General features: G+C 25.3%; 24 protein-coding genes. 15 read left to right on the forward strand and 9 right to left on the reverse strand.

What is annotated here, in order from left to right; genetic code table 4:
- Positions 1-318 precede the first annotated feature (318 nt).
- The 7 genes from KQ876_RS01345 to KQ876_RS01375 all read right to left on the reverse strand — a co-directional run bounded on the left by KQ876_RS01345 (position 319) and on the right by KQ876_RS01375 (position 9872).
- The gene (locus KQ876_RS01345) at positions 319-2601 is read right to left on the reverse strand and encodes a hypothetical protein (protein WP_216489965.1); all 2283 of its coding nucleotides are present in this window, start codon (positions 2599-2601) and stop codon (positions 319-321) included.
- 108 nt (positions 2602-2709) lie between these two features.
- Positions 2710-3357 (reverse strand): LemA family protein, encoded by a 648-nt coding sequence (locus KQ876_RS01350; protein ID WP_205851852.1) that lies wholly within the window; start codon positions 3355-3357, stop codon positions 2710-2712.
- A 75-nt stretch (positions 3358-3432) separates the two neighbouring features.
- Positions 3433-4728, reverse strand: a complete 1296-nt coding sequence (gene glyA, locus KQ876_RS01355; protein ID WP_216489967.1) for a serine hydroxymethyltransferase — start codon at positions 4726-4728, stop codon at positions 3433-3435.
- A gap of 12 nt (positions 4729-4740) precedes the next feature.
- Positions 4741-7008: a phenylalanine--tRNA ligase subunit beta gene (locus KQ876_RS01360; protein ID WP_205851848.1), complete on the reverse strand. Its 2268-nt coding sequence runs from the start codon at positions 7006-7008 to the stop codon at positions 4741-4743.
- Positions 7008-7691, reverse strand: a complete 684-nt coding sequence (locus tag KQ876_RS01365; protein ID WP_205851846.1) for a uracil-DNA glycosylase — start codon at positions 7689-7691, stop codon at positions 7008-7010. The genes KQ876_RS01360 and KQ876_RS01365 overlap by 1 nt, the downstream gene beginning before the upstream one ends.
- Positions 7681-8655, reverse strand: a complete 975-nt coding sequence (gene pheS, locus KQ876_RS01370) for a phenylalanine--tRNA ligase subunit alpha (RefSeq protein WP_205851845.1) — start codon at positions 8653-8655, stop codon at positions 7681-7683. Before pheS ends, KQ876_RS01365 begins: the two co-directional genes overlap by 11 nt.
- Positions 8655-9872, reverse strand: a complete 1218-nt coding sequence (locus KQ876_RS01375; protein WP_216489969.1) for a replication-associated recombination protein A — start codon at positions 9870-9872, stop codon at positions 8655-8657. The genes pheS and KQ876_RS01375 overlap by 1 nt, the downstream gene beginning before the upstream one ends.
- A gap of 72 nt (positions 9873-9944) precedes the next feature.
- Here KQ876_RS01375 and trmB point away from each other — a divergent pair, with 72 nt between their 5' ends.
- The 11 genes from trmB (at position 9945) to KQ876_RS01430 (ending at position 19772) form a co-directional block, all read left to right on the forward strand.
- Positions 9945-10553 (forward strand): tRNA (guanosine(46)-N7)-methyltransferase TrmB, encoded by a 609-nt coding sequence (gene trmB / locus KQ876_RS01380; protein WP_205851841.1) that lies wholly within the window; start codon positions 9945-9947, stop codon positions 10551-10553.
- 48 nt (positions 10554-10601) lie between these two features.
- Positions 10602-10832 carry a hypothetical protein gene (locus KQ876_RS01385; protein ID WP_205851840.1) on the forward strand — a complete coding sequence of 77 codons (231 nt, stop codon included), beginning with the start codon at positions 10602-10604 and terminating at the stop codon, positions 10830-10832.
- 1 nt (position 10833) lies between these two features.
- Positions 10834-11430, forward strand: a complete 597-nt coding sequence (locus tag KQ876_RS01390; protein ID WP_205851838.1) for a DNA integrity scanning protein DisA nucleotide-binding domain protein — start codon at positions 10834-10836, stop codon at positions 11428-11430.
- On the forward strand, positions 11430-12905 hold the full coding sequence (gene mgtE / locus KQ876_RS01395; RefSeq protein WP_205851836.1) for a magnesium transporter: 1476 nt from the start codon (positions 11430-11432) through the stop codon (positions 12903-12905). The genes KQ876_RS01390 and mgtE overlap by 1 nt, the downstream gene beginning before the upstream one ends.
- 25 nt (positions 12906-12930) lie before the next feature.
- Entirely contained in the window at positions 12931-13302 is a 372-nt protein-coding gene (locus KQ876_RS01400) for a hypothetical protein (protein WP_205851831.1), read from the forward strand.
- A complete protein-coding gene (locus KQ876_RS01405; RefSeq protein ID WP_205851830.1) occupies positions 13292-13954 on the forward strand; it encodes an MHJ_0274 family protein in 663 nt (220 codons plus the stop codon). The genes KQ876_RS01400 and KQ876_RS01405 overlap by 11 nt, the downstream gene beginning before the upstream one ends.
- Positions 13932-14552: a CDP-diacylglycerol--glycerol-3-phosphate 3-phosphatidyltransferase gene (gene pgsA / locus KQ876_RS01410; protein ID WP_216489971.1), complete on the forward strand. Its 621-nt coding sequence runs from the start codon at positions 13932-13934 to the stop codon at positions 14550-14552. The genes KQ876_RS01405 and pgsA overlap by 23 nt, the downstream gene beginning before the upstream one ends.
- Positions 14553-14694: 142 nt before the next feature.
- A complete protein-coding gene (locus KQ876_RS01415; protein WP_216489973.1) occupies positions 14695-15810 on the forward strand; it encodes a hypothetical protein in 1116 nt (371 codons plus the stop codon).
- Entirely contained in the window at positions 15776-16951 is a 1176-nt protein-coding gene (locus KQ876_RS01420) for a hypothetical protein (RefSeq protein ID WP_216489974.1), read from the forward strand. Before KQ876_RS01415 ends, KQ876_RS01420 begins: the two co-directional genes overlap by 35 nt.
- A gap of 203 nt (positions 16952-17154) precedes the next feature.
- A complete protein-coding gene (locus KQ876_RS04305) occupies positions 17155-18711 on the forward strand; it encodes an MATE family efflux transporter (RefSeq protein ID WP_205851823.1) in 1557 nt (518 codons plus the stop codon).
- A gap of 50 nt (positions 18712-18761) precedes the next feature.
- A complete protein-coding gene (locus tag KQ876_RS01430) occupies positions 18762-19772 on the forward strand; it encodes an HAD family hydrolase (RefSeq protein ID WP_205851822.1) in 1011 nt (336 codons plus the stop codon).
- A gap of 13 nt (positions 19773-19785) precedes the next feature.
- Here KQ876_RS01430 and KQ876_RS01435 read toward each other — a convergent pair whose 3' ends face one another.
- A complete protein-coding gene (locus KQ876_RS01435; protein ID WP_205852550.1) occupies positions 19786-21021 on the reverse strand; it encodes an ECF transporter S component in 1236 nt (411 codons plus the stop codon).
- Between the two features lie 24 nt (positions 21022-21045).
- On the reverse strand, positions 21046-21492 hold the full coding sequence (locus KQ876_RS01440) for a hypothetical protein (RefSeq protein ID WP_216489977.1): 447 nt from the start codon (positions 21490-21492) through the stop codon (positions 21046-21048).
- A gap of 99 nt (positions 21493-21591) precedes the next feature.
- Here KQ876_RS01440 and efp point away from each other — a divergent pair, with 99 nt between their 5' ends.
- Genes efp through KQ876_RS01460 form a run of 4 tightly spaced genes read left to right on the forward strand, consistent with a single transcriptional unit; the run spans position 21592 to position 23787 of the window.
- Entirely contained in the window at positions 21592-22155 is a 564-nt protein-coding gene (gene efp / locus KQ876_RS01445) for an elongation factor P (RefSeq protein WP_205851819.1), read from the forward strand.
- Positions 22155-22463 carry an MMB_0454 family protein gene (locus KQ876_RS01450; RefSeq protein ID WP_205851817.1) on the forward strand — a complete coding sequence of 103 codons (309 nt, stop codon included), beginning with the start codon at positions 22155-22157 and terminating at the stop codon, positions 22461-22463. Before efp ends, KQ876_RS01450 begins: the two co-directional genes overlap by 1 nt.
- A 5-nt stretch (positions 22464-22468) precedes the next feature.
- On the forward strand, positions 22469-22795 hold the full coding sequence (locus KQ876_RS01455) for a hypothetical protein (RefSeq protein WP_205851816.1): 327 nt from the start codon (positions 22469-22471) through the stop codon (positions 22793-22795).
- Positions 22796-22806: 11 nt separating this feature from the next.
- Positions 22807-23787, forward strand: coding sequence for an MAGa3780 family membrane protein (locus KQ876_RS01460; RefSeq protein ID WP_205851815.1), 981 nt, complete (start codon positions 22807-22809; stop codon positions 23785-23787).
- Positions 23788-23800: the final 13 nt, after the last annotated feature.

Below are 23800 nucleotides of genomic sequence, written 5' to 3' on the forward strand. Positions count from 1 at the left end.
TTATTTGGAAAGTTAAATATTATATTTATATATTATATAAAAATAATGAATTATCATTAAAATAATTATTATTTTAAGTTTTTTCTTAATATAAATCAATACTTTATTTCAAAAATTTAATATTCAATAAATATTATTTTCCTGATTTACTATTTTATTTTTCTTTTTAGCTTTTTATATACAAGACAGATTGTTTTATAAGTGTAATCCGCTTTATTAAAAAAACAAGTGTTGCACAATTTACCTTTATATTAATTGTGTAACACTTAAAATTACATTTTAATAACAAATTAGTTATTTTTATTGGTTTATTTTTAATTAAAATTCAATGTCTTCGAATTTTTCTGGATTCTTTCTTAATTCTGATTTTAATTTATTTTTAAATGAATTAGGGTTATTATCTGTTTCAAATCCAAAATAATCGTATTCATTAGATGAAAGAAGCCCAAAACCATATTGGTCATCGTTTCCTATATTTTGCATAAATAAGGCAACCATATTCAAGTCTTGATCAAAAACTACACTACCTGAAGCACCTGAAATTAAATCCAATTTGCTAGAAGGTATATCTTTTAAAATAAAAGTTCTAAAGTGTCCATATTTTTCAAATTCCCTTGCTTGGTCATTTAATTCGATTTTATCAATTTTACTAATTATGTGTTCTCGATATCTTCTTCCGCTAAAACCAGCAAAATTATCTAACGGAAAACTTGCTATTCTAAAATCTACATTTGAATGTTCACTTAAACCTTTTGAATATTTGCTTAATTTTATTGATTTTAATGTCTTTCATTTATTTAAATAATTTATTATTGATATATTATTAGTTTCTTTTGCATGTTCTAAAATAGGTTTTATGTCTACTATCGAAATGGCTATATCTGCATTTTGAGTTCCATTGTTTGTTAATGTTCCATTTCTATTTGTTTGATTAGAAGATTCTCAAAAACCAAAATTAAATCATTCTTTTTGTATATCTATCGATACTTGACTATCGGAATTTCTAATTAATGAGTCATCATAATGAGGAATCATAAATTTTTTCATAACTCTTGGGTCTGATCATCTAGAATTTAATATATCTATAACATGTCTATTGGTTATAAAATAGTATCTTTGGTCATTGTTATCATTTGGCTTAACCTTGGATAGCATTGTCATTGTTCCGCCTCCAACAACAAAAACTCTTTCTCTTATTTTTTGGAACAATGTATCTTGGTTACTTTGAACGTCTAATCTTTTTGCGCTTCTATTGTTTTTATAAAATTTTTCATTTGAATTTAATGTTGATAAACTAGTATTTATCGGAGAATTAAAGAGGGTAAAATCACTTTCTTTCTCTGTTTCATATGATACGGAACTTGTTGTTCCAAATTGTTCTACAAATATATTCTTTTCATCATTTGTTGTAAATGAAAAGTTTTTATTAATTTTATTTCTTATTTTTACTACTAATATTTCATTTTTTAGACTTACATTAAATTCAAAATCATATTTTTCTTCAACAATTTCATAAAAATTATTATTAATATTATTTAAATCAACTGTTATAGGTAAAGTTTCAATCATATTTCCGTTGTTAATTTTAATGTAAAAAGTAATTTTTTTATTTTCAAAGTTTTTATTTAAAAAGTTTGCGATATTTCTATTAATTATTATTTCGTTATTTTCTATTTTTAAATCATTATCTTGTATTAATACAGGCATTATTTTGTTTATAAATTTCACGGTTTTATTATCTTTTTTGAATTTTACTATTAAATTTGGAATATTTTTATAGGCGTCAAATTTATCATAGTTTTGATAAGATAATTTTGTTCATTTTTCAGGTTGGCTCAAGCTATCTCCGTTTATAAATGAGACAGCCTTATATAATTCTGATTTAAAATAATTTTCAATTACAATTCTATTGTTATTGTTATCTTCTAGAACAATATTTTTGGGAAATGAATCCAAACTAAAAATATTTTTAGGATTTCCTATTGTTCCTGCATTTGTTATTTCATTATTTTCTTCTTGTTCATCATCGTTATTTATCTCTTTTTGATCTTCATTATTTTTTTGATTGTTATTTTTTAAATTTTCTTTAGAAACAGTTGTGCCTTGTTTTTCGTTTGCAATTTCATTATCATTATTATTCGAAACTTCTTTGTTAGGATTTGTTTTATTACTTTCTGTTCTTGTAATATTTTTATTAATGATATTAAAATGAACGCTACTATTTTTTGATTCAATTGAAATCAGTTCAAAAGTCGTTAAATTATCTACTTCCTCTAGATTAAAAGATAAATTATTGTCTATTGTTGTTGATGTTTTCATTAATTTATTGTTTATTTTATAATTTAGAGTAACTATTAAATTACTTAGTTTATTTATGTTTTCTTCTTTTGTTTCAAAAGTCAAAATCTTATCTTCCAACAACACTCTTGTGATATCAATTTTTATCATTTGATCTTCAACATTATTTTTTTCTATTTTTGAAGCGTTATTTGGATTACTATTATTATTTTGTTTTTGTTCTTTCAAACCAGTTTCACATGATATTGTCAAAAATGGTGTTGAAATACCAATTAAAATAGGGAATATTTTTTTTATTTTCATTTTTACCTTCCTTTGGATGTGTTTTATATTATTCTATAGTAACTTTATGTTGTTATATAAAAAAAGATAAAAAAACCAAAACGAGATATTTCTTTTGGTTTTTTATAATTATAAATTATCAAACGATACGTCTTCTCTTTGTTTTTGGCTAGCTTGAAATAGAGGGAGTGTAACTAGTTTCATTGTTGATGATATAACGTTATTTGGTCATGTAAATATACTTGAATTAAATTCGTTAACTCTAGAATTATATAATCTTCTAGCAGCACTAATTTCTCTTTCTAAATAAGCGGATTGTTCCATTAACTCCTTGTATAAATCAGATGATTTTAATTCAGGATAGTTTTCTCTTACGGCAATCAATCTCCCTAAGACAGAATTACTTAAATTTTCTAGTTGCACGGAATCATTAATATTTCCTGTACCTGTTAATGATCTCATTTTTGTGACGCTTGTGTATAATTCTGTTTCGTGATCCTTAAATGATTTTACTGAGTTTACTAATTTGTATAATGTATCTGCTCTTTTGGCTAATTGTGTATCAATTGTTGATGCAGCTTCATTAACATCATTTTGCATTCTCTTAAACATATTTGTTTTTACAACATAATAAATTGCTGAAAAAATCAACAAACCAACTAATCAAAAAAATATTTTTCCTAAAATACTTGATTCTGGTTTTTTTACTGAGTTATCTACAGCAGGTTCTAATCCTTGTGGTGCTGTATATTCTCTATTATTAAATAAATTTGACATTTCTCTCCTTATTGTTATTTGAAATACTAATTCTCAATTAATTATATAATTTTTAAATTATAAAACAAAAGAATTTTATATATATTCTTTAATTATTGGGTATTGTTTAGTTATTTCTAAAACAGATTCCTTTAATTTTAAAATTAATTTCTCATGTTTTTCTTCCGACTTACCATCGTTCAACTCAATCTCAAATTGTATTTTTAATGCTTGGTCAATTATGGAAGCTAGTTTTTCTCATTGGTCAAAATTTCTACTTGTCATTGCAGCTGTCCCGATTCTAACTCCACTACATTGTGTCGGTGGCAATTTATCAAATGGTATGCTATTTTTGTTTAAAGTGACATTTATTTTATTTAGTATTTTTTCTGCTTTAGCACCTGTTAGAAAAATTCCGTTTTTATTAAATTTTTGTACTATATCAAGCATAAAAAGATGATTATCTGTTCCTCCGCTTATTAAACGATATCCAAGATTTGAAAAAGCTTTTGCAAATTTCGATGAATTTTCAACTATTTTTTTACCATATTCTTTAAATTGAGGTTGTAACGCTTCATAAAAAGCAACAGCCTTTCCTGCTATAGCGTGAAATAAAGGGCCTCCTTGATAACCAGGGAATACTCAACGATTTATTTTTTTTGCTATTTCTTCGTCGTTTGTCATTATAATTCCCCCACGTCCTCCTCTTAAGGTTTTATGAGTTGTGGAAGTAATTATGTCAGCATATCCAACCGGTGAGGGATGGGTTCCAGCTACTATCAAACCTGCTATATGTGCAATATCTGCCATTAGTTTTGCACCTACTTTGTCAGCAATTTTTTTAAATCTTTTAAAATCAATTGTTCTTGAATAAGCTGAGTAACCACAAATAATTAAATTTGGTTTTTCTTTTAAAGCTAGCTTTTCAATTTCGTCATAATCAAGTTTTTCGTCTTTTCCTAAATCATAAGAAATAGAGTCGTAAAATATACCGCTAAATGAAATTTTATAACCATGTGTTAGGTGCCCTCCTGAACTTAAAGAAAGACCCATAATTTTTCCACCACTAGGTACAACAGAAGCTATTGCAGCAGCATTAGCAACTGAACCTGAATATGGTTGAACGTTTGCGTATTTGACATCAAAAAGTTTTTGTAAACGTTCGATTGCGGCCGATTCTACAATATCTACGTATTCACAACCTCCATAATAACGTTTATTTGGATACCCTTCACCATATTTGTTAGTTAATACGCTACCTTGCGCTCTTAAAACATCTTCAGAAACATAATTTTCACTTGCTATAAGTTCGATATGTTCTGATTGTCTATTTAATTCTCCATTAATTGCATCTGACACAACTTTATCTTTTAAATTTATTTTTTTATACATTTTATGCTCCTTTTAGGCGTTATATTTTGAGTTTAATACTTCTACTATTCTGTTTGAAGCGCTTATTCTAAATGTGATCTGTTTGTTGTTATCTTTTTGATATTCATCAATTTTCTTAATTGAATAAATTTCATTATTAGTAATTTCGTTTATCTCGTTTATTAGATTTTCTATAACCATATTAGTTTCAATACTGAAAGTTATATCAATTGTTTTTAAAGGTGTTAAATCAATTGATTTATAAGAAAAGTTATTAGATATATTTTGTAATTTATTATCCTCTAAAATAGAAGGTTTACTGAATGAGTCTAATAATATTTCTGCATAAAAGGCATTTGTATTATCATTTTTTGGATGAAGTTTTCCAATTCAACCTATTAAAGTATTATTTGCAATTATATATGCAGAAGCATAAGGGTTGATTTGTAAGTTTATATCATTTCCAATATTATCTAAATCAAAATTTTTATTTTGATATTTAAAATTACGTGTAAATTTAACTTCTTGATTTAAAATGTTAATTAAATCGTTTTTAAATGTTAAATAATCTTTTGTTGTCGTAGCTAAACCTAAAACCATTCTATTATTATTTATCATTCCTTTCTCAAAAATGTTAATATCGCTTATTTTTCTTTTTTGGTTATATTCAACAACCTCTTGAAGGGAGGTTATAATAGAATTTCTTACAACTTGACGTTCTTTAGAAACAAAGGTCATTAAGGACATATTTTTTTCAAATTGGAACGGATTAAAAAGACTCTTTTCTTCTGAAACTAAAGTGAACGTTCTAGCTTCAGTATATCCTTGGTTAACTACTTTTTGTTTTAAGTTATTTCTTTTTTGAGTTACATGATATGGTTTAGATAAATATTCATTAGGATTAAAATTGTCATAAGAGTAAATTCTAAATAATTCTTCAATGATGTCTACATCTAATTCTATATCGTATCTATAATTTGGTACTATAACTTCTATTTTTTGTTCTTTTTCATTATTTTTAATTTTGAAATCTAAATTTGATAATTTTTCTATTGAGTCTTTTAATTTATCCAAATCATCAAATTGACCGTACAATTTCAACAATGAATAATCCAAAAATATTTTTTTATTACTTGGAACTTTGATAGGATTAACAGTTTGTGAGATTTTTAAATCTTTTACATAATTTCTTATATATTCCATTCCAATATTTGCAACTTGTGAAGAAATCACTCTTGAAGCTTGGGAAGAACTATTAGACGACAATTTGATTTCTTTTGCGCCGTGTCTTACTAATTCGGTAGGAAATACACCTACTTCGAAGATAAATTCTGTGGAATTTAAATCACTTTTGGTATCTTCAAGACCCATAACAGAAGCTATTGAAATCGGTCTTTTGTCATCTTTTATAATTAATACATTTTTAATTTCAATTTCTTTGTTTCCTAATATCTTTATTTTGCCTGTAAAAATTTCATCTGTTATTTGATCTGAAACTTTATTTTTATCATAAACATGTGCTGTTGCTCCTGTGTTTAATAAAGTAAGATTGGTTAAGTTTACGGCTCAATTGTGTTGAGAAGAAATATCATGTTTAGCTAAAAGCATTTTTTCATATAAAGTTGTTTCTTTATTACCTTTAACTTCACTAAAACTTAATTCAGAAGAAATTGTATTTTTAACCTTAATATTTGATTCGAATGTTGGTTCAATTTTTTCTAAGTTAAATTTAAATTCTGTTTTGTAATATGCGGCAATTTCTTTTGCTACAAAATAATACGAATTAAGATCGTTACGATTTGTGGTTAACGAAATTTCAATTATATAATCATCTAAACCTAAAAGTTTTATAGGATCATCATTAATTGTTGCGAAGTTTTTGGGTAGCACTAGAATTTCATCTTTTTCCGCTAAAAGATCTCATTTGTAGCCGATTTCACTTCAAGCGGCCATCATACCTTCTGATAGTTCGCCCTTTAGTTTTTTTGCACCGAAAGTAAAATCACCTTTTTTAGCACCAACAGGAAAACAAACTATAAAATCACCGCTTTTTAAAATTCTATTAGTTGTTTGTATTTGTATTATTCCGTTTTTAGTTTCTAATTTCACTATATCAAGACGATCTGAGTTTGGATTATCTTTTACGTCTAAAACATTTGCGAATAATAATCCTTCAACATCACTAAATTTTTTAGTACCCTCGACTTCAATTCCTAAATTATTTAATGCAATCTCTACTTCTTTGTGAGTTAGCTTTTTATTAGGTAAAAATTTATTTATGTGATTTAATGATAAAAGCATTAAATTACCTCCTTAGTTAAATCTCAATTGATTTGTCTTGTTTTATATTTTTTTAGTAAATTATTTATCTTTTTAAATAATTGAAAATTTTCAAATCCCCTTTTGTAACTAAAAGGGGAAGGGTGAGAAGTTGCTAGAATATTTTCGTTTGATATTTTATGTATGTTTGGTAGTTTTTTAATATATTCTTGAGCTTGTTTTCCTAACGCAACTATAATGACATTATTATTTTCGTTTATCGTTTGTTCAACTACCTTTAAAGTAAAGTTTTCTCATCCGATATTTTTATGAGAATTTGCTTTACCGTATTCTACAGTTAAAACGGTGTTTAATAACAAAACACCTTGTTTTGCTCAATTAACAAGCGAATTTGTTTCTAATTTAACTTCCGGATAATCTTTTTGAAGTTCTTTAAAAATGTTTCTCAATGATGGGGGAGTTTTTTTGTCTCTAGAAGAAAACGCTAAACCATCCGCAGTTCCTAATGTATGGTATGGATCTTGTCCGATAAAAATAACTTTTGTATCTTTTACTTGAAAAAATTCAAACGCTCTAAAAATATCTGTTTGATATGGTAAGATAACTTTATTTTCTTTTTCGGAAATAGATAATTGATTGATAATGTTATTAAAGTAAGGTTTTTTACCTTCTTCTGTTAATATATTTAAAAAACTATTTTTCATATTTAAACTGCTCCAAAATTCTTAAATCATTTTTATATAGATCCCTAATATCTGTAAATCCATATTTAATCATTGTTATTCTTTCTAAACCTAAACCTGCGGCGAAACCGTTGTATTCTCTTGCGTTATATCCTGCTAGTTCTAAAACTTTTGGGTGCAACATACCAGCACCAAGTATTTCAATTCATCTACCTTTATAGAAAACATCAACTTCAACACTTGGTTCTGTAAATGGGAAGTAACTTGGTCTTAATCTAATTTCAATTTCTTGTTCTAAAACATATGATAATAGTGATTTTAGAGTTCAAATTAAGTTCTGAAAACTCACTTTACCGATTGAAACGAAATCTAATTGTGTAAATTGATGAGAATGAGTTGCATCATCTTCGTCATTTCTGTATACTTTACCAATAGAAAAAATTGAAACTTCTTTATTTTTCTCGTTAGAATATTTATATTCGTCCAAGGCTCGAGCGGTAATACCTGTATTGTGTGTTCTTAATAATGTTTTAGGATCAAAGTATAAAGAGTCATGCATTGCCCTTGCTGGGTGATTTGAAGGTATATTAAGACGTTCAAAATTAAATTCATCCGATACGATTTCGCCATCTTCTTGTTCGTAATATCCTCTTTGTAAAAATCAATCTCTTAATCTTTCTTCAATAATTGTAATTGGGTGTAAAGATGATTTTAAATTCACTGGTTCGGTAAAATCTACAAAACTAGATTTTAATTTTTCTTGTATTTCGATATCTTTAATTCTTAATTCCGCTAACTTAAAAAAATCTTCATATTCTCTTTTTAAAATATTAATCTTTCTACCTATTTCTTTTTTTTCTTCAACAGATGCTGTTTTTATCTTTTGTTGTAATTTAAAAATTTCACCATTTGTACCCAAAAGTTCCGCCTTAACTTTTTTTAGGTCTTCTAGTTTGTTTATTGTATTAATATCAATTTTTATCATTATTTCTCCTCTGTTTTTATTTTTTCTCAATATTTTTTTGAATCTTGTTCAAATTTTGAATTACCATATTCAAATATTTTAATATTTTTAATTTTTTTAGGTAAATAATTTTGTTCAATTCAATTATTTTTAAAGTCATGTGGATACTTATATTCAGTTCCATGACCCAATTTTGTTGCAGACTTATAATGCGAGTCTTTTAAATGTTTTGGTATTGGATATATTTTACCTTCACTAAGTAATTCTTCAACCTTTTTAAGAGCTAAATATCCAGAATTACTTTTCGGAGAATTAGCTAGGTCTATGATAGCCACAGAAATGGCTAATTTTCCTTCTGGCTCTCCAAGCCTCTCGTATACTCTAATTGCAGCTTCTGTTCGATAACCCAAATTTGGATTAGCCATTCCAACATCTTCGTACGCTACACAAAGCATTCTTCTAAACAAACCATTAACATCACCGGTTTTTAAAATCAATAATCCGTAATAAAGAGATGCGTCAATATCGCTTCCTCTAAGACTTTTGTGAAATGCTGATAAGTTATTGTAATGTTCGCTAGAATTCGAATCACTATAAAAATTTATATTTGGTATTATTTTCTTTAAGTCTTCTTTAGTTATTTCTTTTTCATCATCTAATATCAACGAAATTAATTGTAAATTATTTAAACATAATCTTAAATCTCCTGATGAAAACCGAGAAAGTGCGAGTAAAACTTCATCACTTATCTTTACTTTAATCTTTTTATTTATTATTAATTTTTTAATATATTCAACAATATCAGTTTCATTTATTTTTTCTAATGATAGAATTTGCATTCTACTCCTTAATGCAGGATTTACTTTAAAGTAAGGGTTTTCTGTTGTAGTTGCATAAATTATTACCTTATCAAATTCTAAATATGAGAGTAATATATCTTGTTTATCTTTATTTAATCTATGTATCTCGTCTATTATGATTATTTCGTTGTTTTTTAATATTTTAGTTAATTTAGCTTTATCATCAATTGAAGCATTAAAATACTCGTAATTTAAGCCCATATTTTTAGCTAAAATTAGCGCCATAGTAGTTTTTCCTACGCCGCTCTCACCAAAAAAAATAAAACTAGTAGTAATTTTATTTTTCGAAACTTTTTTTAAAAGTTCTACTATGTTTTTTTGACCCGCAACATCGTCAAACGTTTGTGGTCTTAGATTATTTGCTAAATTATTGTTCATATTTTTATATATTATATTATTTTTTTATAGTTTTATATCATATATTTAAATAACTCTTATATAATTTAAACTATGAGATTAAGACATGATAACACAGCACAAGATAAATTAAATAATTCAGAGTTTTATTTAAACAAATTTCCGGTCCAATTGTATCCAAATGATGTTGTAGAAATCGGAGCAGGTAAAGGGGAGATGATTTCTCAATTAGCACTTAATAATCCTGAAATAAGATTTTTTGCAATAGAAAAATATCCTACTGTAGCTAACAAAATTTTAAATAAAATTAATGATTTAAAATTAACTAATTTATTTGTAATTACAGAAAATGCAGATAATTTAAGTGAAATTTTCGAAGGAAATGTTGATAAAATTTGATTAACTTTCAGTGATCCTTGACCAAAAAATTCCCACGAAAGAAGAAGATTAACCTATAAAAAATATTTGAGTTTATACGAAAAATTACTAACTAAAAGTGGTCAGTTACATTTAAAAACTGATAATGATGGTTTTTTTGATTATTCAACTGAGAGTTTAAAAGAAAATGGTTGAGAAATTGTAGATTCAACGACCGACTTACACAATTCTAAATATAATAAAAATAATTACAAAACAGGTTATGAAATTAAATGATCTAGCAAAGGAAAAAATATTAATTATTTATTCGCTAGAAAAAAATAATATTCTATTTATCTAAAAGAATTATAATTATATTATTAGGAGTTAAAAATGAATAAAGAAAATAAGAAAATAGATTTTATTCAATTCAGAAAAAATGAAATTGAATATGCTAGAGCGAAAGTGTTGCAAGAACAAAATAATACAAAATATTTTACCGAACAAAAACAATTAATTTGATATAAAAGAGATATTTTTTATAATATATTCGGCGCAGTTGTCGCAATGTCTTTAATTGCTACTTTTCTTGTAATAGCTTATGTGGTAGGGAGAATTGCGTAAAATGGTCCTAATTAATTACGTAATTTTAGGATTTGTTATTGCGATTTTTATTTTAATTTTACTTAGTTTGTTAGTTGTGGGAATACCACATTTAAAAAATTGATTTAGTAATTATTTTAAAAAATCTAAGTATGATAAATTAGGTCGTAGCAGTCAAATTCGTTTGATAAATCAACTTAGAGAAAGTGTTGAATATTTTTCTAAACATAAAATAGGTGCTCTTATAACAATAGAAAATAATGACAATATTGATAATTTAAGAACAGACGGAATTATTTTGAATGCTAATATTTCTAGTTCTCTTTTAATTTCTATTTTTAATAAAAATTCACCATTACATGATGGCGCAGTTGTTATACGTGATAATAAAATTTATTATGCATCAACTTTTTATAAAATAACTAAAAAATCACTCGAGAGTGATTTTGGTTCTAGACATCGTGCAGCGATTGGTATTTCAGAACAAAGCGATGCAACTACAATAGTGGTTTCAGAAGAAAATGGTAGCGTTAAGATTATGAAGGATCGTAATATTAGTTCTGTTAAAATTGAATATTTTCAAGAGGAATTGATTAAATATTTAATCGAAAAATCATAATGGAAAATAATAATATAGAACAACTACAAAACCAAATTCTTCATGAAGAAATAAAAAACTTAATATCAACAAAAAGCGTAAAATTGCTAAGAGAATTGGAAGAAGAAACTCCACACGCCGATTTTGCTAAAGCGGTAGAATCGTTGACAAGCGAACAACAAATATATGTTCTTAGAATACTTAGAACTGAAGAAGCTGCGGAAGTTTTTTCTTATTTGGATGATGAAATTCAAACTAATTTAGTTATTCAATTTAGCGATGATTTAGGAGAAAAAGTTTTACAAGAAATAGAAACTGATGAATTAGCTGATATTATAGAAGATTTACCTGTAAACATAACAAGAAAAATTTTATCCAATACATCCAAAGATAAAAGAGATAAGATTAATCAATTACTATCCTATTCGGATGACCAAATAGGTAGTTTTATGAGCGTTGATTTTTCTATTTTAAAATCTAATTGAACTGCAAAAAAAGCTATTTCTAAAATTAGAGCAGATTATAATAAAAATGTTTTAATGGGCCATAATTTTTATATAGTAGATCAACAAGGCAAACTGGTAGGAGATATAACTTTAGAAGAGTTGGTCTTCTCGGACGAAAATTCATTATTAGATGAATTATACAACGCTGTTGCGAGTGTAAAAACTACAGATGATAAAGAATATGCAGCACAAATCTTTTCTAATCATGATAGGTCAACATTACCGGTTGTTTCTAGTGATAAAAGATTAATAGGTATGATTACTTCTGATGATATTATTGATATTATTCAAGATGAAGCTACTGAAGATATTTATAAAATGGCTGGTATTCGCGATGAAAATGTTGAAGATAGCTATATTAAAAAATCAATTAAAAATATAGTAAGAGCAAGAGTTTTTTGGTTAATTATTTTGATGATATCGGCCACAATTTCTCAATATATAATCCAAGAATTTACTTCGATAAGTGAAAGTTTTTTTAGTAGTGTGGTGCACGTTACTATTTCAACCGGTATAATAACCTCATTAATTCCTATAATTAGTGGTGCAGCAGGTAATGCAGGATCTCAATCTTCAACTACGGTAACTCGTGCAGCCTCTTTAGGTGATTTTAAGAATAACGAATATGGTAAGGTAGTTTGAAAAGAGACTACTATAGGACTAATAATAGGTTTAATAATGTTTTTAGTAAATATTGTTAGGTTATATATTTATTATTCAATTCCTTTTTTTAGAGATCCTTCTCTAAAATGAGGAGAATTATCTTTTATAATAATAGCAAGTTCATTTTCTTTGTGAATAGTAGTTATTTTGGCAAAATTTTTAGGAACAGTTATACCTCTTTTGGCTATTAAATTAAAAAAAGATCCTGCCGTGATGTCGGCGCCAATTTTGACAACTTTATCAGATGCTTTAGCTACATTAATTTTCTTTGGTTTAAATATATTAGTTATGTATATCGCTTATGTAGCCGGATTATTAGGATCATAAACAACATGATAGAAGGAGAAATAATATGGATAAAAATTTAGATAATGTTTTAGACTTTGACAAATTAAAATCATTAGCGGAAGAATATAACGATCATAATCAAGAAGCTAAAAGAATTAAAAAAGAAATTGAAAGTGAACTTGGTGGCTTGGACTTCGAAATTAACGAAAGATTAAACGATGGTGGTGTTTTAAGTTATAAGCCAGCAACAACAGTAACAAAAGTGGATAGAAAAATGCTTTTAAATCTTCTCTATAAGATCATAATAGATGCTGATCGAGAAAATGAGAAAATACCTAATGATGAAGAGTTAAAAGATAAGATTCAAAGCGAATGCACAATTGAAAAAGAAGTAAAATGAAAAGTTACAATTAAGAAAGGTAAAAATGTTAATTAAAGTCAATAGAATGTTTGAAGAAACTAATACAACTACTACAAGTTCTAGTTCTATTAGTGCACTAGGAAGTGGTAATATAATAATTTGAGTAATATTAGGTGTTCTTTTATCCTTGATAGGTGTTTATTTTGTATATTCATATATTAAAGAAAAAATAGAGAAAAAAAGAACAAGAATTGCTGCTAAAGAATTTGAAAATGATTCTCTAAAATATCGTTACGAATTAATGGTTAAAATTAATGAATTAATTGAATTAAACACCAAAATTCACGATGATTTTGTTGTAAGTATTGGTGAATATAAAATGGGACAAATAAATAATGCCACAAGAGAATTATTAGAAAATATTATGAGCTCTTATGAATATAAAACATTTGTTATCCCTGATGAAAAATTAAACAATTTAAAAACAAAAATAAATATGTTAAAAGATTTAAACTCAAATCTTTGAAATAAAAAATTGAACGAAATAATTATCTATTTTAAAGAAGAAGAAGATAAAATACATAAACAAGTAAAAGAACAAAATAAAACAGAAATAGATGATTTAAAAGACATAAATTTAATTAAAGAAGAACTTAAGAATATGCACAATGAAGCATTAATTAAAAGTAAAAAAGAAAGCTTAAATGAAGATTTTCAAGAAAAATAAAGTACCTAATTTGCTAACTATTTTACGTATTTTATTTATTATTCCTGTTATAGGTTTAGCGATATGTTTTTCAAATGATTATTATCTCCGTTTCGATCAAAAGAACAAAACAATTATACTTTTAATGATATTAGTTTTTTTTATTATTGCTATGTTAACTGACTTTATTGATGGTTATTTAGCGAGAAAATGAAAAGTAGTATCTACTTTTGGTAAAATTTTTGACCCTATTGCGGATAAATTAATGACAACCTCCGTTTTAATTTTTTTAAGTGTTAATAATTTTTTACCCTATACATATATAATTTTGCTTATTTTAAGAGATATAGTTGTAGATGCATTTAGAATAATTATGTCTAAAAATAATGTTAAAGTAGAGGCTATTAAAACTGCTAAGTGAAAAACCATGACATTGTCGATTGCTATAGTGATTTTATTCATATTAATTTTAGTGGATATACATACAGAAAATAACTTTCTATATTATTGAACTTGAAGTAAATGGGTTTATTCTATATACTTTGTAATACCAGTGACATTATCGACATTTTCGGGATATTTATATTACAAAAAAGCCAAACAATTTTTATTTAGTTAAAGAAGCTTATCGAGCTTCTTTTTTATATTTCATAAAAAGTCCCATATTACACAAGGAAAAATAAATAATAATTTATTCTCTTGAATTACTGTCTTATTTAATATATAATAAATTGTAAAACATTTTAAAAAGGGGTTAATAAATGAAATTAAATAAAAAAATTATAAAAAATATATTAATAACAATTTCTGGAGTAAGTGCGGTCACAACTATAAGTTGTTCTCAATCTCAAGTGAAGGAAAAAGAGAGAAACATTGAAAAAAATGAAAAAAATATAAATGTGAAATCTGAAATTGAAGTTAAGGAAAAATCGAATGGTAATACCATTAATTCTAGTACAGAATTAGAAACAAATATAAGCGATAACAAAAGTAGTGATGAAAACAGTAATTTAGAGGAAGCTTCTTCAAAAGAAAAAAGTAAAACTTCATCAGATGAAGTTGTAGACAATAATAATTCTTCAAATGAAGATACTTCATCTAAAAGTGAGGAAGAAGTCGCAGATGTAGAGCCTAATAATAATGCATCTACTAGTGAAGATAAAAATTCTGTAGTTGAGAAAAAAGAAAGTATCGAATCAGAAGATGATCAGAAATCTTCAGATGTTGAAGACAAAAAAATAATAGATGATAACCAAGTAGATAATGATCAAGAAGGTAATTCGTCAGAAGAAAAAACTTCTCTAGATTCTAATAATGATTCTTCTAATAATACATCTGAAACTAATAAATCCGAAGATGAAGAAGAATTAATTGAAAATAATGAAGATAATTCTAGTTTAAATTCAACACCAGAAAAGTCTGAAGAATCAGAAAGTGAATCAAATTCAGATGAGAATACTTCAAACAAAAACGATGATAATAATAATGTTGAAGCTTTTGTTTTAAATGAAAACTTAAATAAAAATGATTTAATATCCTTAATTAATTCAAAAGTTAGAAAAAATCAAGTTCGTTTACACAAGTATGCAAACTCTGAATATTATGGAATATTTGGTGGTGGAAATAATGAACAAAATCATATATTTACAATTAATAAAAAATACAATGAAGAAAATATAAAAAGCGCAACAAATAAAAAAAATATTTTTGCGACATGAAACGATTCCGCTAAAGAACTAAAAATATCTTACAAATATAATGATGAATTAGTAGAACAATCATTTATTTTGACAGAATCTACTTCAAATTTATCAAATACATCTTCTGGGAATTCCGCAGAAGATGGCAATACCGACGCATCCAGTAGTAGCCAATAGTGATGACCATGAAGTTGAACGTTCAGAAGAAACGGTTTATGTAAGACCCCCTTTTGGTGCTAGTTTTGAATTAAAAAGTGAAAAAAATTTCCCTAACATAGTCACCGTTTTTGATCATTTAGATAGTCCCGGAAAGAAAAATAATAGTAGATACAATGAATATGGAGCTAATACAAGTAATTTAGCATATAAAAGTTATGGTTCTTCTTTAGGTTCACAAGAAGCTAGTGAATTTTTATCTATACCTAAATTAATGAAATACTATAAAAAGCACTCAAAAGAAAATTCATTAGTTATCTTTGGAGGGGATACTAATATTGAAAAAGAAAATTTTAATTTAGATAATAATTTTGACCCAGAAATTAATAAAGTTTTAAATTCATATGGAATAGGGCAAAAATATTTTACTTCTTTAAATAAAAATGGTACTGGTTATGTTCAACCTTATGACAAAATTTATTATTTAAATGGAGAAAATAAATATTACGACCTAGTAAATGATAACGACGATCCTCATTTAGATTTTAAAATAGATATAATAAAAGAATTTAAAAAATTCAATAATAAAGAAGAATTTAAAAGTATGAAATGATATAACAATCATGAAGATGAAGGATGAAATATAAGAAATCGCTTATCTGACCACGCTCCTGTTTATGTTGATTTAAATATAAAAACAAACAAAAATATTAATACCTCTTTCGCTTCAATAAACCCAAAAAAAGATACTAATCAACTAAGAATTGCTCATTGAAATATCCTTAATTATGGAAATCAAAATTTAAACACATATAAACATAAAAAGGAATTTAAATACAAAGCAATCGCTTATTTTATAGAAAAATCAGGGTTTGATATTGTTGGTTTAACCGAAATTAATGATAATGGTTCAGATGCTGTTGATTTAATTTTAAATCAGTTGAATAATAAAGGAAAATCAAAATATAAAAAAATAGTTCAAAGTAAAGAGGAATCCAGTTGAAAAAATACAAAATACAAATATTTTTACGGTAGACAAACAGAACAAATAGTTATTATATATAATTCAGATATTCTTGATAATGTTCGTTTTTTAAACGATAAAAAGAGTTTAACATATAGAGAAAATATAAAGTTATACGGCCATATAAAAACAAAATAAAAAAAGCATTTTTGTACAATAAAAGTGCTTTTTTATTATTTTTTTAAGAAAAATATTTAATTATTTATAATAATTATTTATAATTGAATTAACTTTTTATTTTTATAGTTTGGAGGAGTTAAAAATGAGCGAAAAAAATCGTATAAACCAGATTTTTTCTGGATATTTAAGTAAGTTAAGTAACAATAACTTAAATTATAAAAATGTATAGAAGCATTCTTAATACATTTTTATCTCACTTTCCATCGAATAAACAAAGATGAATCCTATATTCTAAAATAGCTATACCTATTATTTTTTCGGGTATCATTGTATCATTAAATGGTTTTATTGATAATTTTATGGTTACTAATATAGAAGGAGGTGTATCAGCTCTTAGTTTTGCGAATGGATATTCAGCTATAATAAGAGGTTTATTAATTAGTATTAATATTGTAGGTACATCTATTTTTGGCCAATATCGTGGCTCCGTTAAACAAGAAGAGTCTATACAAGTAGTAAGAGCTAGGTATATTTTATCTTTTGGATTAGCTATTTTATTCTTTGTAGTAATAATGTCTGCTCCTGAATTTTTTATGAGATCAGTTACTAAAGGAGATCCAAATGATATTTCTTATAAAACTGTTGTTAATTTAGGTACGGAATATATTAAAGTAATTTCATTTTCGTGATTAATTACAGGAATTAACTTTTCTACTATTTCTATATTAAGAGAAACTGGAAACGGTGGAGCATCTTTTTTTGTTTCTCTCGCTTCGTTATTATCTAATGTAGTTTTTAATTTAATATTAATTCCTAGATTTCAAGTTGTCGGATCTGCATATGCAACAATAATTTCTGGGTTAGTATCAATAGTTTTAGCTTTAATTTTTATTCGTTTAAAGACGAAAAAATATTTAATCAATCCTTTTAAGATTTTTAAAGTTTCAAAGGAAATTTGATTACAATTCTTAAAAAGAATGCCAAGTTTTTTATTAAGTTCAACAAATTTTGTCTTTGTTGCAGTAAGGGTGTTTTTGTGAGCGGCTGCGTTTCCAATTGGTTCCCTAGGGAGTCAACAAAGTTCAAATTATAAACATTGAGGTCTAAGTTCTGGTGATGTATTAGGAATTACGGCTTCATTGACTAATATATTTACAGCAGCATTTGGTGTTGTTGGTTCTAATATAGCTCTTTTTGTTGGTCAAAAATTAGGTAATGATGAGTTTGAACTTGCAGAAAAAAACGCAAAAGAACTTAAAGGCTTTCATGTTACATTAGCCTTGACATTATCTTCCATTTTTGGGTTTGTAATAATTTTTATTCCGTTTATGACATTTTTATCGAACGGTATTCAAGAAAATGTTGCAAAGAGTTTAATGGTAGATGGTGTTACTGATAAAGAAATAATCGCTAAAGAAAAACTTTTAGCATCATATTATTATCTAAAAGAAGTTCAATTAACATCTATTTCTATTGCCGTGTTTAATCCTAGTTGAATTTTCTTCGCAACTAGTGTTAGAATTCTAGAAACAGGTGGTAGAAATAATATTACTGGAATAACAGTTTTTATAACCGGAGTTTTACAAATGGCATGATTAGCTATAATTGCATATTTAATAGTTCCGAATACTATTGAATCAATGGAGTATCCGGTAGGTTTCTTTTACTTTATATTTTACTTATCTGATTTAGTAAAAATGTTTATTATTGAGTTTTTATATATTAAGTTAGATTGGTTAAGAAACATAACAAAAGAGTACAATAATAAAAAATCTTAGTTTATTTCTAAGTTTTTTTATTATATAATGTCTTATATTTAAGGGGTCAAATGATAAAACAATTTTATACAGATAATGAATTAATTGATAATAGAATTATTTTAAGAAACTGTAAGGAAAAATTTAATTTAAAAGTTGATGATTTAATAACTTTAAAAACAAAAACAACTGATAAACAAGTTTTTAGCATTGAATCAATCAATTTTATTAGTCATGATGTCGTTTTAGAATTAAAACCTTTTTGAATTAAATTAAATGATATTGATAACTTTTTCTTTGATTTAGATGGTACATTATTGAATTCTCGAACAGAAATTAATGATAAAAATTTAAACGCGCTTAATTCATTAATTGAAAATAATAAGAATATTTTTGTCGCAACTGGAAGACCTCCTTTTACGGCTTGAGATATTGTTAAAAATGTACCAACTAAGCATCCTTTAATTTTCGCTAATGGATCAATAATTTTGAATGATGATTATTCTTTATTAAAAACTTTTCATATTCCAAACAAAATAGCAATACAAATTTATAAAAAATTAATCGAATTGGAATATGATTTTCTGGTTTATACTCCTGAATTTGTGGCCGGATATAATACTTATAAAACTGATTTTTTTGTAAAGAAAAAATACTTTTCTAGAATTAGAGATGGAGAGTATAAAGAGGGAGATTTTTCAAATGAGATTGAAGATTGAACTTTTTGCAAATTTTTAGTTTTAAGAGAAAGTAATCCTGCAGAAAAATGAAACCAAATTTTAAATTTAGAAAAAGATTTTGATGGAATATATGGAGTCGTTTCGCAAGAACCATTTTTAGATATTATGAGTATAAACGCAACAAAAGGCAACGCCATTAAATATTTACTAGATTTATATGATTTAAGTGTGAATAGAACAATAAGTTTTGGAGATGCGGACAATGATGAATCGATGTTTGAAGCAACCAAATATTCCGGTGTTATGCCAAATGGTATGAAATCTGTTCAAAATAGCGCTTTATTAACTATGGATAATAATGATTCTGATTGATTATCAGATTTTATAGGTAAAATAAATTAAAAAAATAAGTTATCTAAAAATAACTTATTTTTTTAATGTCTAATAATTTATTTTCTTTTAAAAATGATAACGGAACGAAAATGGTGTATAACACAAAAGTATAAATAGGAATAATTATGACAGATCTTAGAACTATCGGATACATTAAAATTAAATAGCGGTTAGATAATGTGTATGCTTTTCCTAAGAATGTGTTTGCAAAAATGATAAATGCGAACGGTCCTCAAATTCAACGAGATATAACAATTAATGAAACTATTAAAAAATAAAATAGTATCATATAATTTAATTTAGTTTTTACTTTTTTATTCTTAGTAAAAAAAGCTCAAAAAATCATTATATTAAAAGCTATTAGTAAAATTCCTGAAAGTATAGATAATCCTATCATAGTACCAAATGATAGATATGATAACCCAAGAAATTCAGATATTTTATAACCTTTTTTAGATACTCTTGGATCTCCGGTTTTATATATAAATATAATTATTAATGCTGTAAAAACTAACATTAAAAAAATATCCATAAAAATATATGATAATTTTTTGTTATTTTTAAACATTTCGATAAAAATTGATATTGTAAATGTTGAAATTATAGGGACAATAGCATAGACCCAATGGTAAAAACCTATTTTTCCGGAAATAAGTAATCCAAAAAAATCAGCAATAAATGATAATAATGATCCTTTATATTTACCGAAAAAAAATGCAAATATTATGTAAAAAACATATTCAAAACTAAAACTTATTGTTCTTGCAATTGTATAATGGGTGATTGTTGTTAAAATGATAAAAAGTCCCAAAAATACACCAGCAAGACTAATTTCTTTAACTGTAAATGATCCATTTCTTCGTTTTTTTGCTAATTTATAATCTATGAAAAATACTTCATCTTCGTAAACTGTTCCTACTAAGATAAGAAACCTTAACGGTAATGTAAAAATATTACCTATAATTAAATATTTATATTTTTTTAAATATTTATTATTAGTATTTACTTTCGAAAAGACCGAATATTCTCTGTATGATGTGTAAACATTAATTGTTAACAATATTAAAAATATTGGTCATATAATTCAAGATAATTGCTCCCTACCTTTTAATCCAAAAAAATTATATGTTTCTAAATGTGTAAATGAATTTATAATGGCTCAAATTAGAACAATAATCGAACTAACTGTAAAAAATAAATTTTTTAAAAATGAGCTTCAAAATCCTTTAATATTACTTGTTTCTCTTTCTATATTCATCAACTAATTTTAACACAAAAACAATTAGTGTGAATTATATAAATTTTTTTCTACTTCCTTTTTTTGAGGATATACATATGTTAGTTTTGTAAAACTATCATCTTGTGTAAAATAAAATTTTACTTTATCCAAAATTGCTAACTCATTAACCTCACTGACTCTAACATTTTTAAATTGATCATCTAATTCCGATAAAAATTCAAAAAAAGTTGCATTCATTCGATAAAAATTATCAAATAACATCGACATTTCTCATAATGAATTATGATCATATAGTTCAATATAATTTTGTTGATCTTCTTTATTATAATTAAAAATAACTTTTCCAAGCAGTAAGTCATTATCTACACGCATTATAGGTAATAAATATTCTACTTTATCTTTGTTGTATTCTTCTATTGATTTTTTTAATCTATCTTTTATTTTGTAAAGTTTAAACAACTGTATTTTGTCTATTTTTTTGTTTTTCATTTTTTCCTCCAATTAATATTTAAAAAAAGAATAAAAATGAAACAAAAATAGTAAAAAATAAGTATAATTAATATATTAATTATAAATTAAGGAGTAAATATGGTAAATGTTAATGAATTTAAACCGGGTATTACATTTCAGTTAGACGGAGAAATTTTTATTGTTTTAGAAGCTCAACATTCAAAACAAGGTCGTGGACAAGCGAATGTTAAAGCAAAAGTAAAAAACCTTAGAAGTGGTTCTACAACCATAAAATCTTTTACAGGTGGAGACAAAGTTAAAAAAGCTCATATCGATAAAAGAAAAATGAGTTTCTTATATTCAGATGGAGAAAATATTATTTTAATGGATGGAGAAACATTTGAGCAAATTGAAATTTCAATTAAATTAGTAGAATGAGAGTTGAACTTTTTAAAAGAAGGTTCTGAAGTTTTAGTTAGAAAATTTGAAGAAGAAGTTCTTGATATTGAGCTTCCAGCAAATATAGTTTTAGAAGTTACTTCTGCTCCTGACGCTGTTAAAGGTAATACAACAACAAATCCACAAAAAAAAGTTATTGTAGAAACTGGTTTTGAACTTGAAACACCTATGTTCATAAAAGAGGGTGATCAAATAATTGTTTCTACTGAAACTGGTAAATACGCCGGAAAAAGTAATAAATAATGAGTTGAATTAATGTTTCATATCATTCTGATCAGGTTTATGTAGTTCAGGAAAGTGCGATAATTGATTGTATAAAATTATGTTTTTTAAATAATAAATTATTAAAATTAATTAATAAACCTAGAATTAGTATTGACTCAAAAAGAAATAATTGTTATATTTTTTTAGATGTAAAAGTAAAATTGAATAGTGAAAAAAAAGTAAATATTATTATTAAAGAATTAACAAAAAATATAGAAACAAGTGTTAAAAAATTAATAAATGTTACTCCTAAAAATATTCAAATTAGATTACTGTCATTATATTAAAATAAATGAAAAAAAATAAAAGAAATGATGTTGATATTAATTTTGCTATTTTAAGAAATAGGTTTATTAATGATATTGATATCGAAATAAAAAAAGTTGAAAAACTCAAAAATAAAAAGAGAAGTGATAATAAGTATTTAAAAATGTTATCAAATTTAAAATTTCAACTTTATAATAACGTCATAAAAAGCGAGGATTTAAGAATCAATTACCTTGCTTTTTTAAAAATAAAAAAAGAATATAACATCAAAAAAATAACTAAGTATATAGTTTTGGCTGGAATTTTATTTATGATTTTAGTTATTTCGATAATACTTTCTACGTTTTTATAAAAGAGGTACCTATGAGGATAAAAGTTAAATTGCATTTAAGTCATAAAAGTAAAAATATTTTAACTTTTATTATAGGTATAATATTAATATTTTTATATATTTCTACAGTTGTTTGAGAATGAAATGATAGAACTGATGATGTTTGAGACTTTTATCATAAAAACCCTGAAATCATTAGAGAAATTAATAAATTAGCAAATAATGAAAGTGATTTTCAAAAACAAAGAATAATATATGAGAATATATTACCAAATGCAGTAAATGATTTATGAGGTGGTAGCACACATTGATTTACATTTATGTCAAATGTGTTAATGGCCGTTTCTATTTTGTTATTACCTTTTTATCATAAATCTTTGATTGCACATAAAATTTATTTTTCAAGTATGATATATATTATTATTGTTGTTATTGTTTTTTGATCAGGAACAATAACAGACTCTACTATTTTAGGTTATATGAGTAAAAATGATATTTATAGGACTATTATATGGCACGTTATAGGTCCATTAATCGGTTTATCAACTTTGTGTTGAGAACGAAAAAAAATTAAAATTAGTAATAAAACTATATGGGTAACTTTTGTCTTCCCTGTTTTATATCTTATATTTGCAAGTACAATTTATTTTGTTTCATATAAATATAATAATTTTAATAGTTTAGTTAAATTACCACCGTTGTCATCGAATAATTTTCCAAATGATGTTCCTCAAAGATTTAACAGAGAAATAGATCGTGGTATTGCTATATACTCTATAATTTCATTTCAACATCCTTTAGGGTATAGAGGGTCTAATATTTATTTTAAAGTTATAAATATCATTTTAATTGTTCTATTTTCGTTCTTAACATCTCCAATTATAGGATTTATATTACGTAGAGTACTTAGAATTAGACAACCACACGAAAATAATTTACCTAAAGTTTGGTTCGTGTCCCCAACCTCTTATAAAGGTATAAAAAAGCAAACTAAGGAAGAAAATAAAAAATAGTTACTCTTAAGTA

The organism is Mycoplasma sp. CSL7491-lung (assembly GCF_018913965.1).
GTDB lineage: Bacteria > Bacillota_I > Bacilli_A > Mycoplasmatales > Metamycoplasmataceae > Mycoplasmopsis.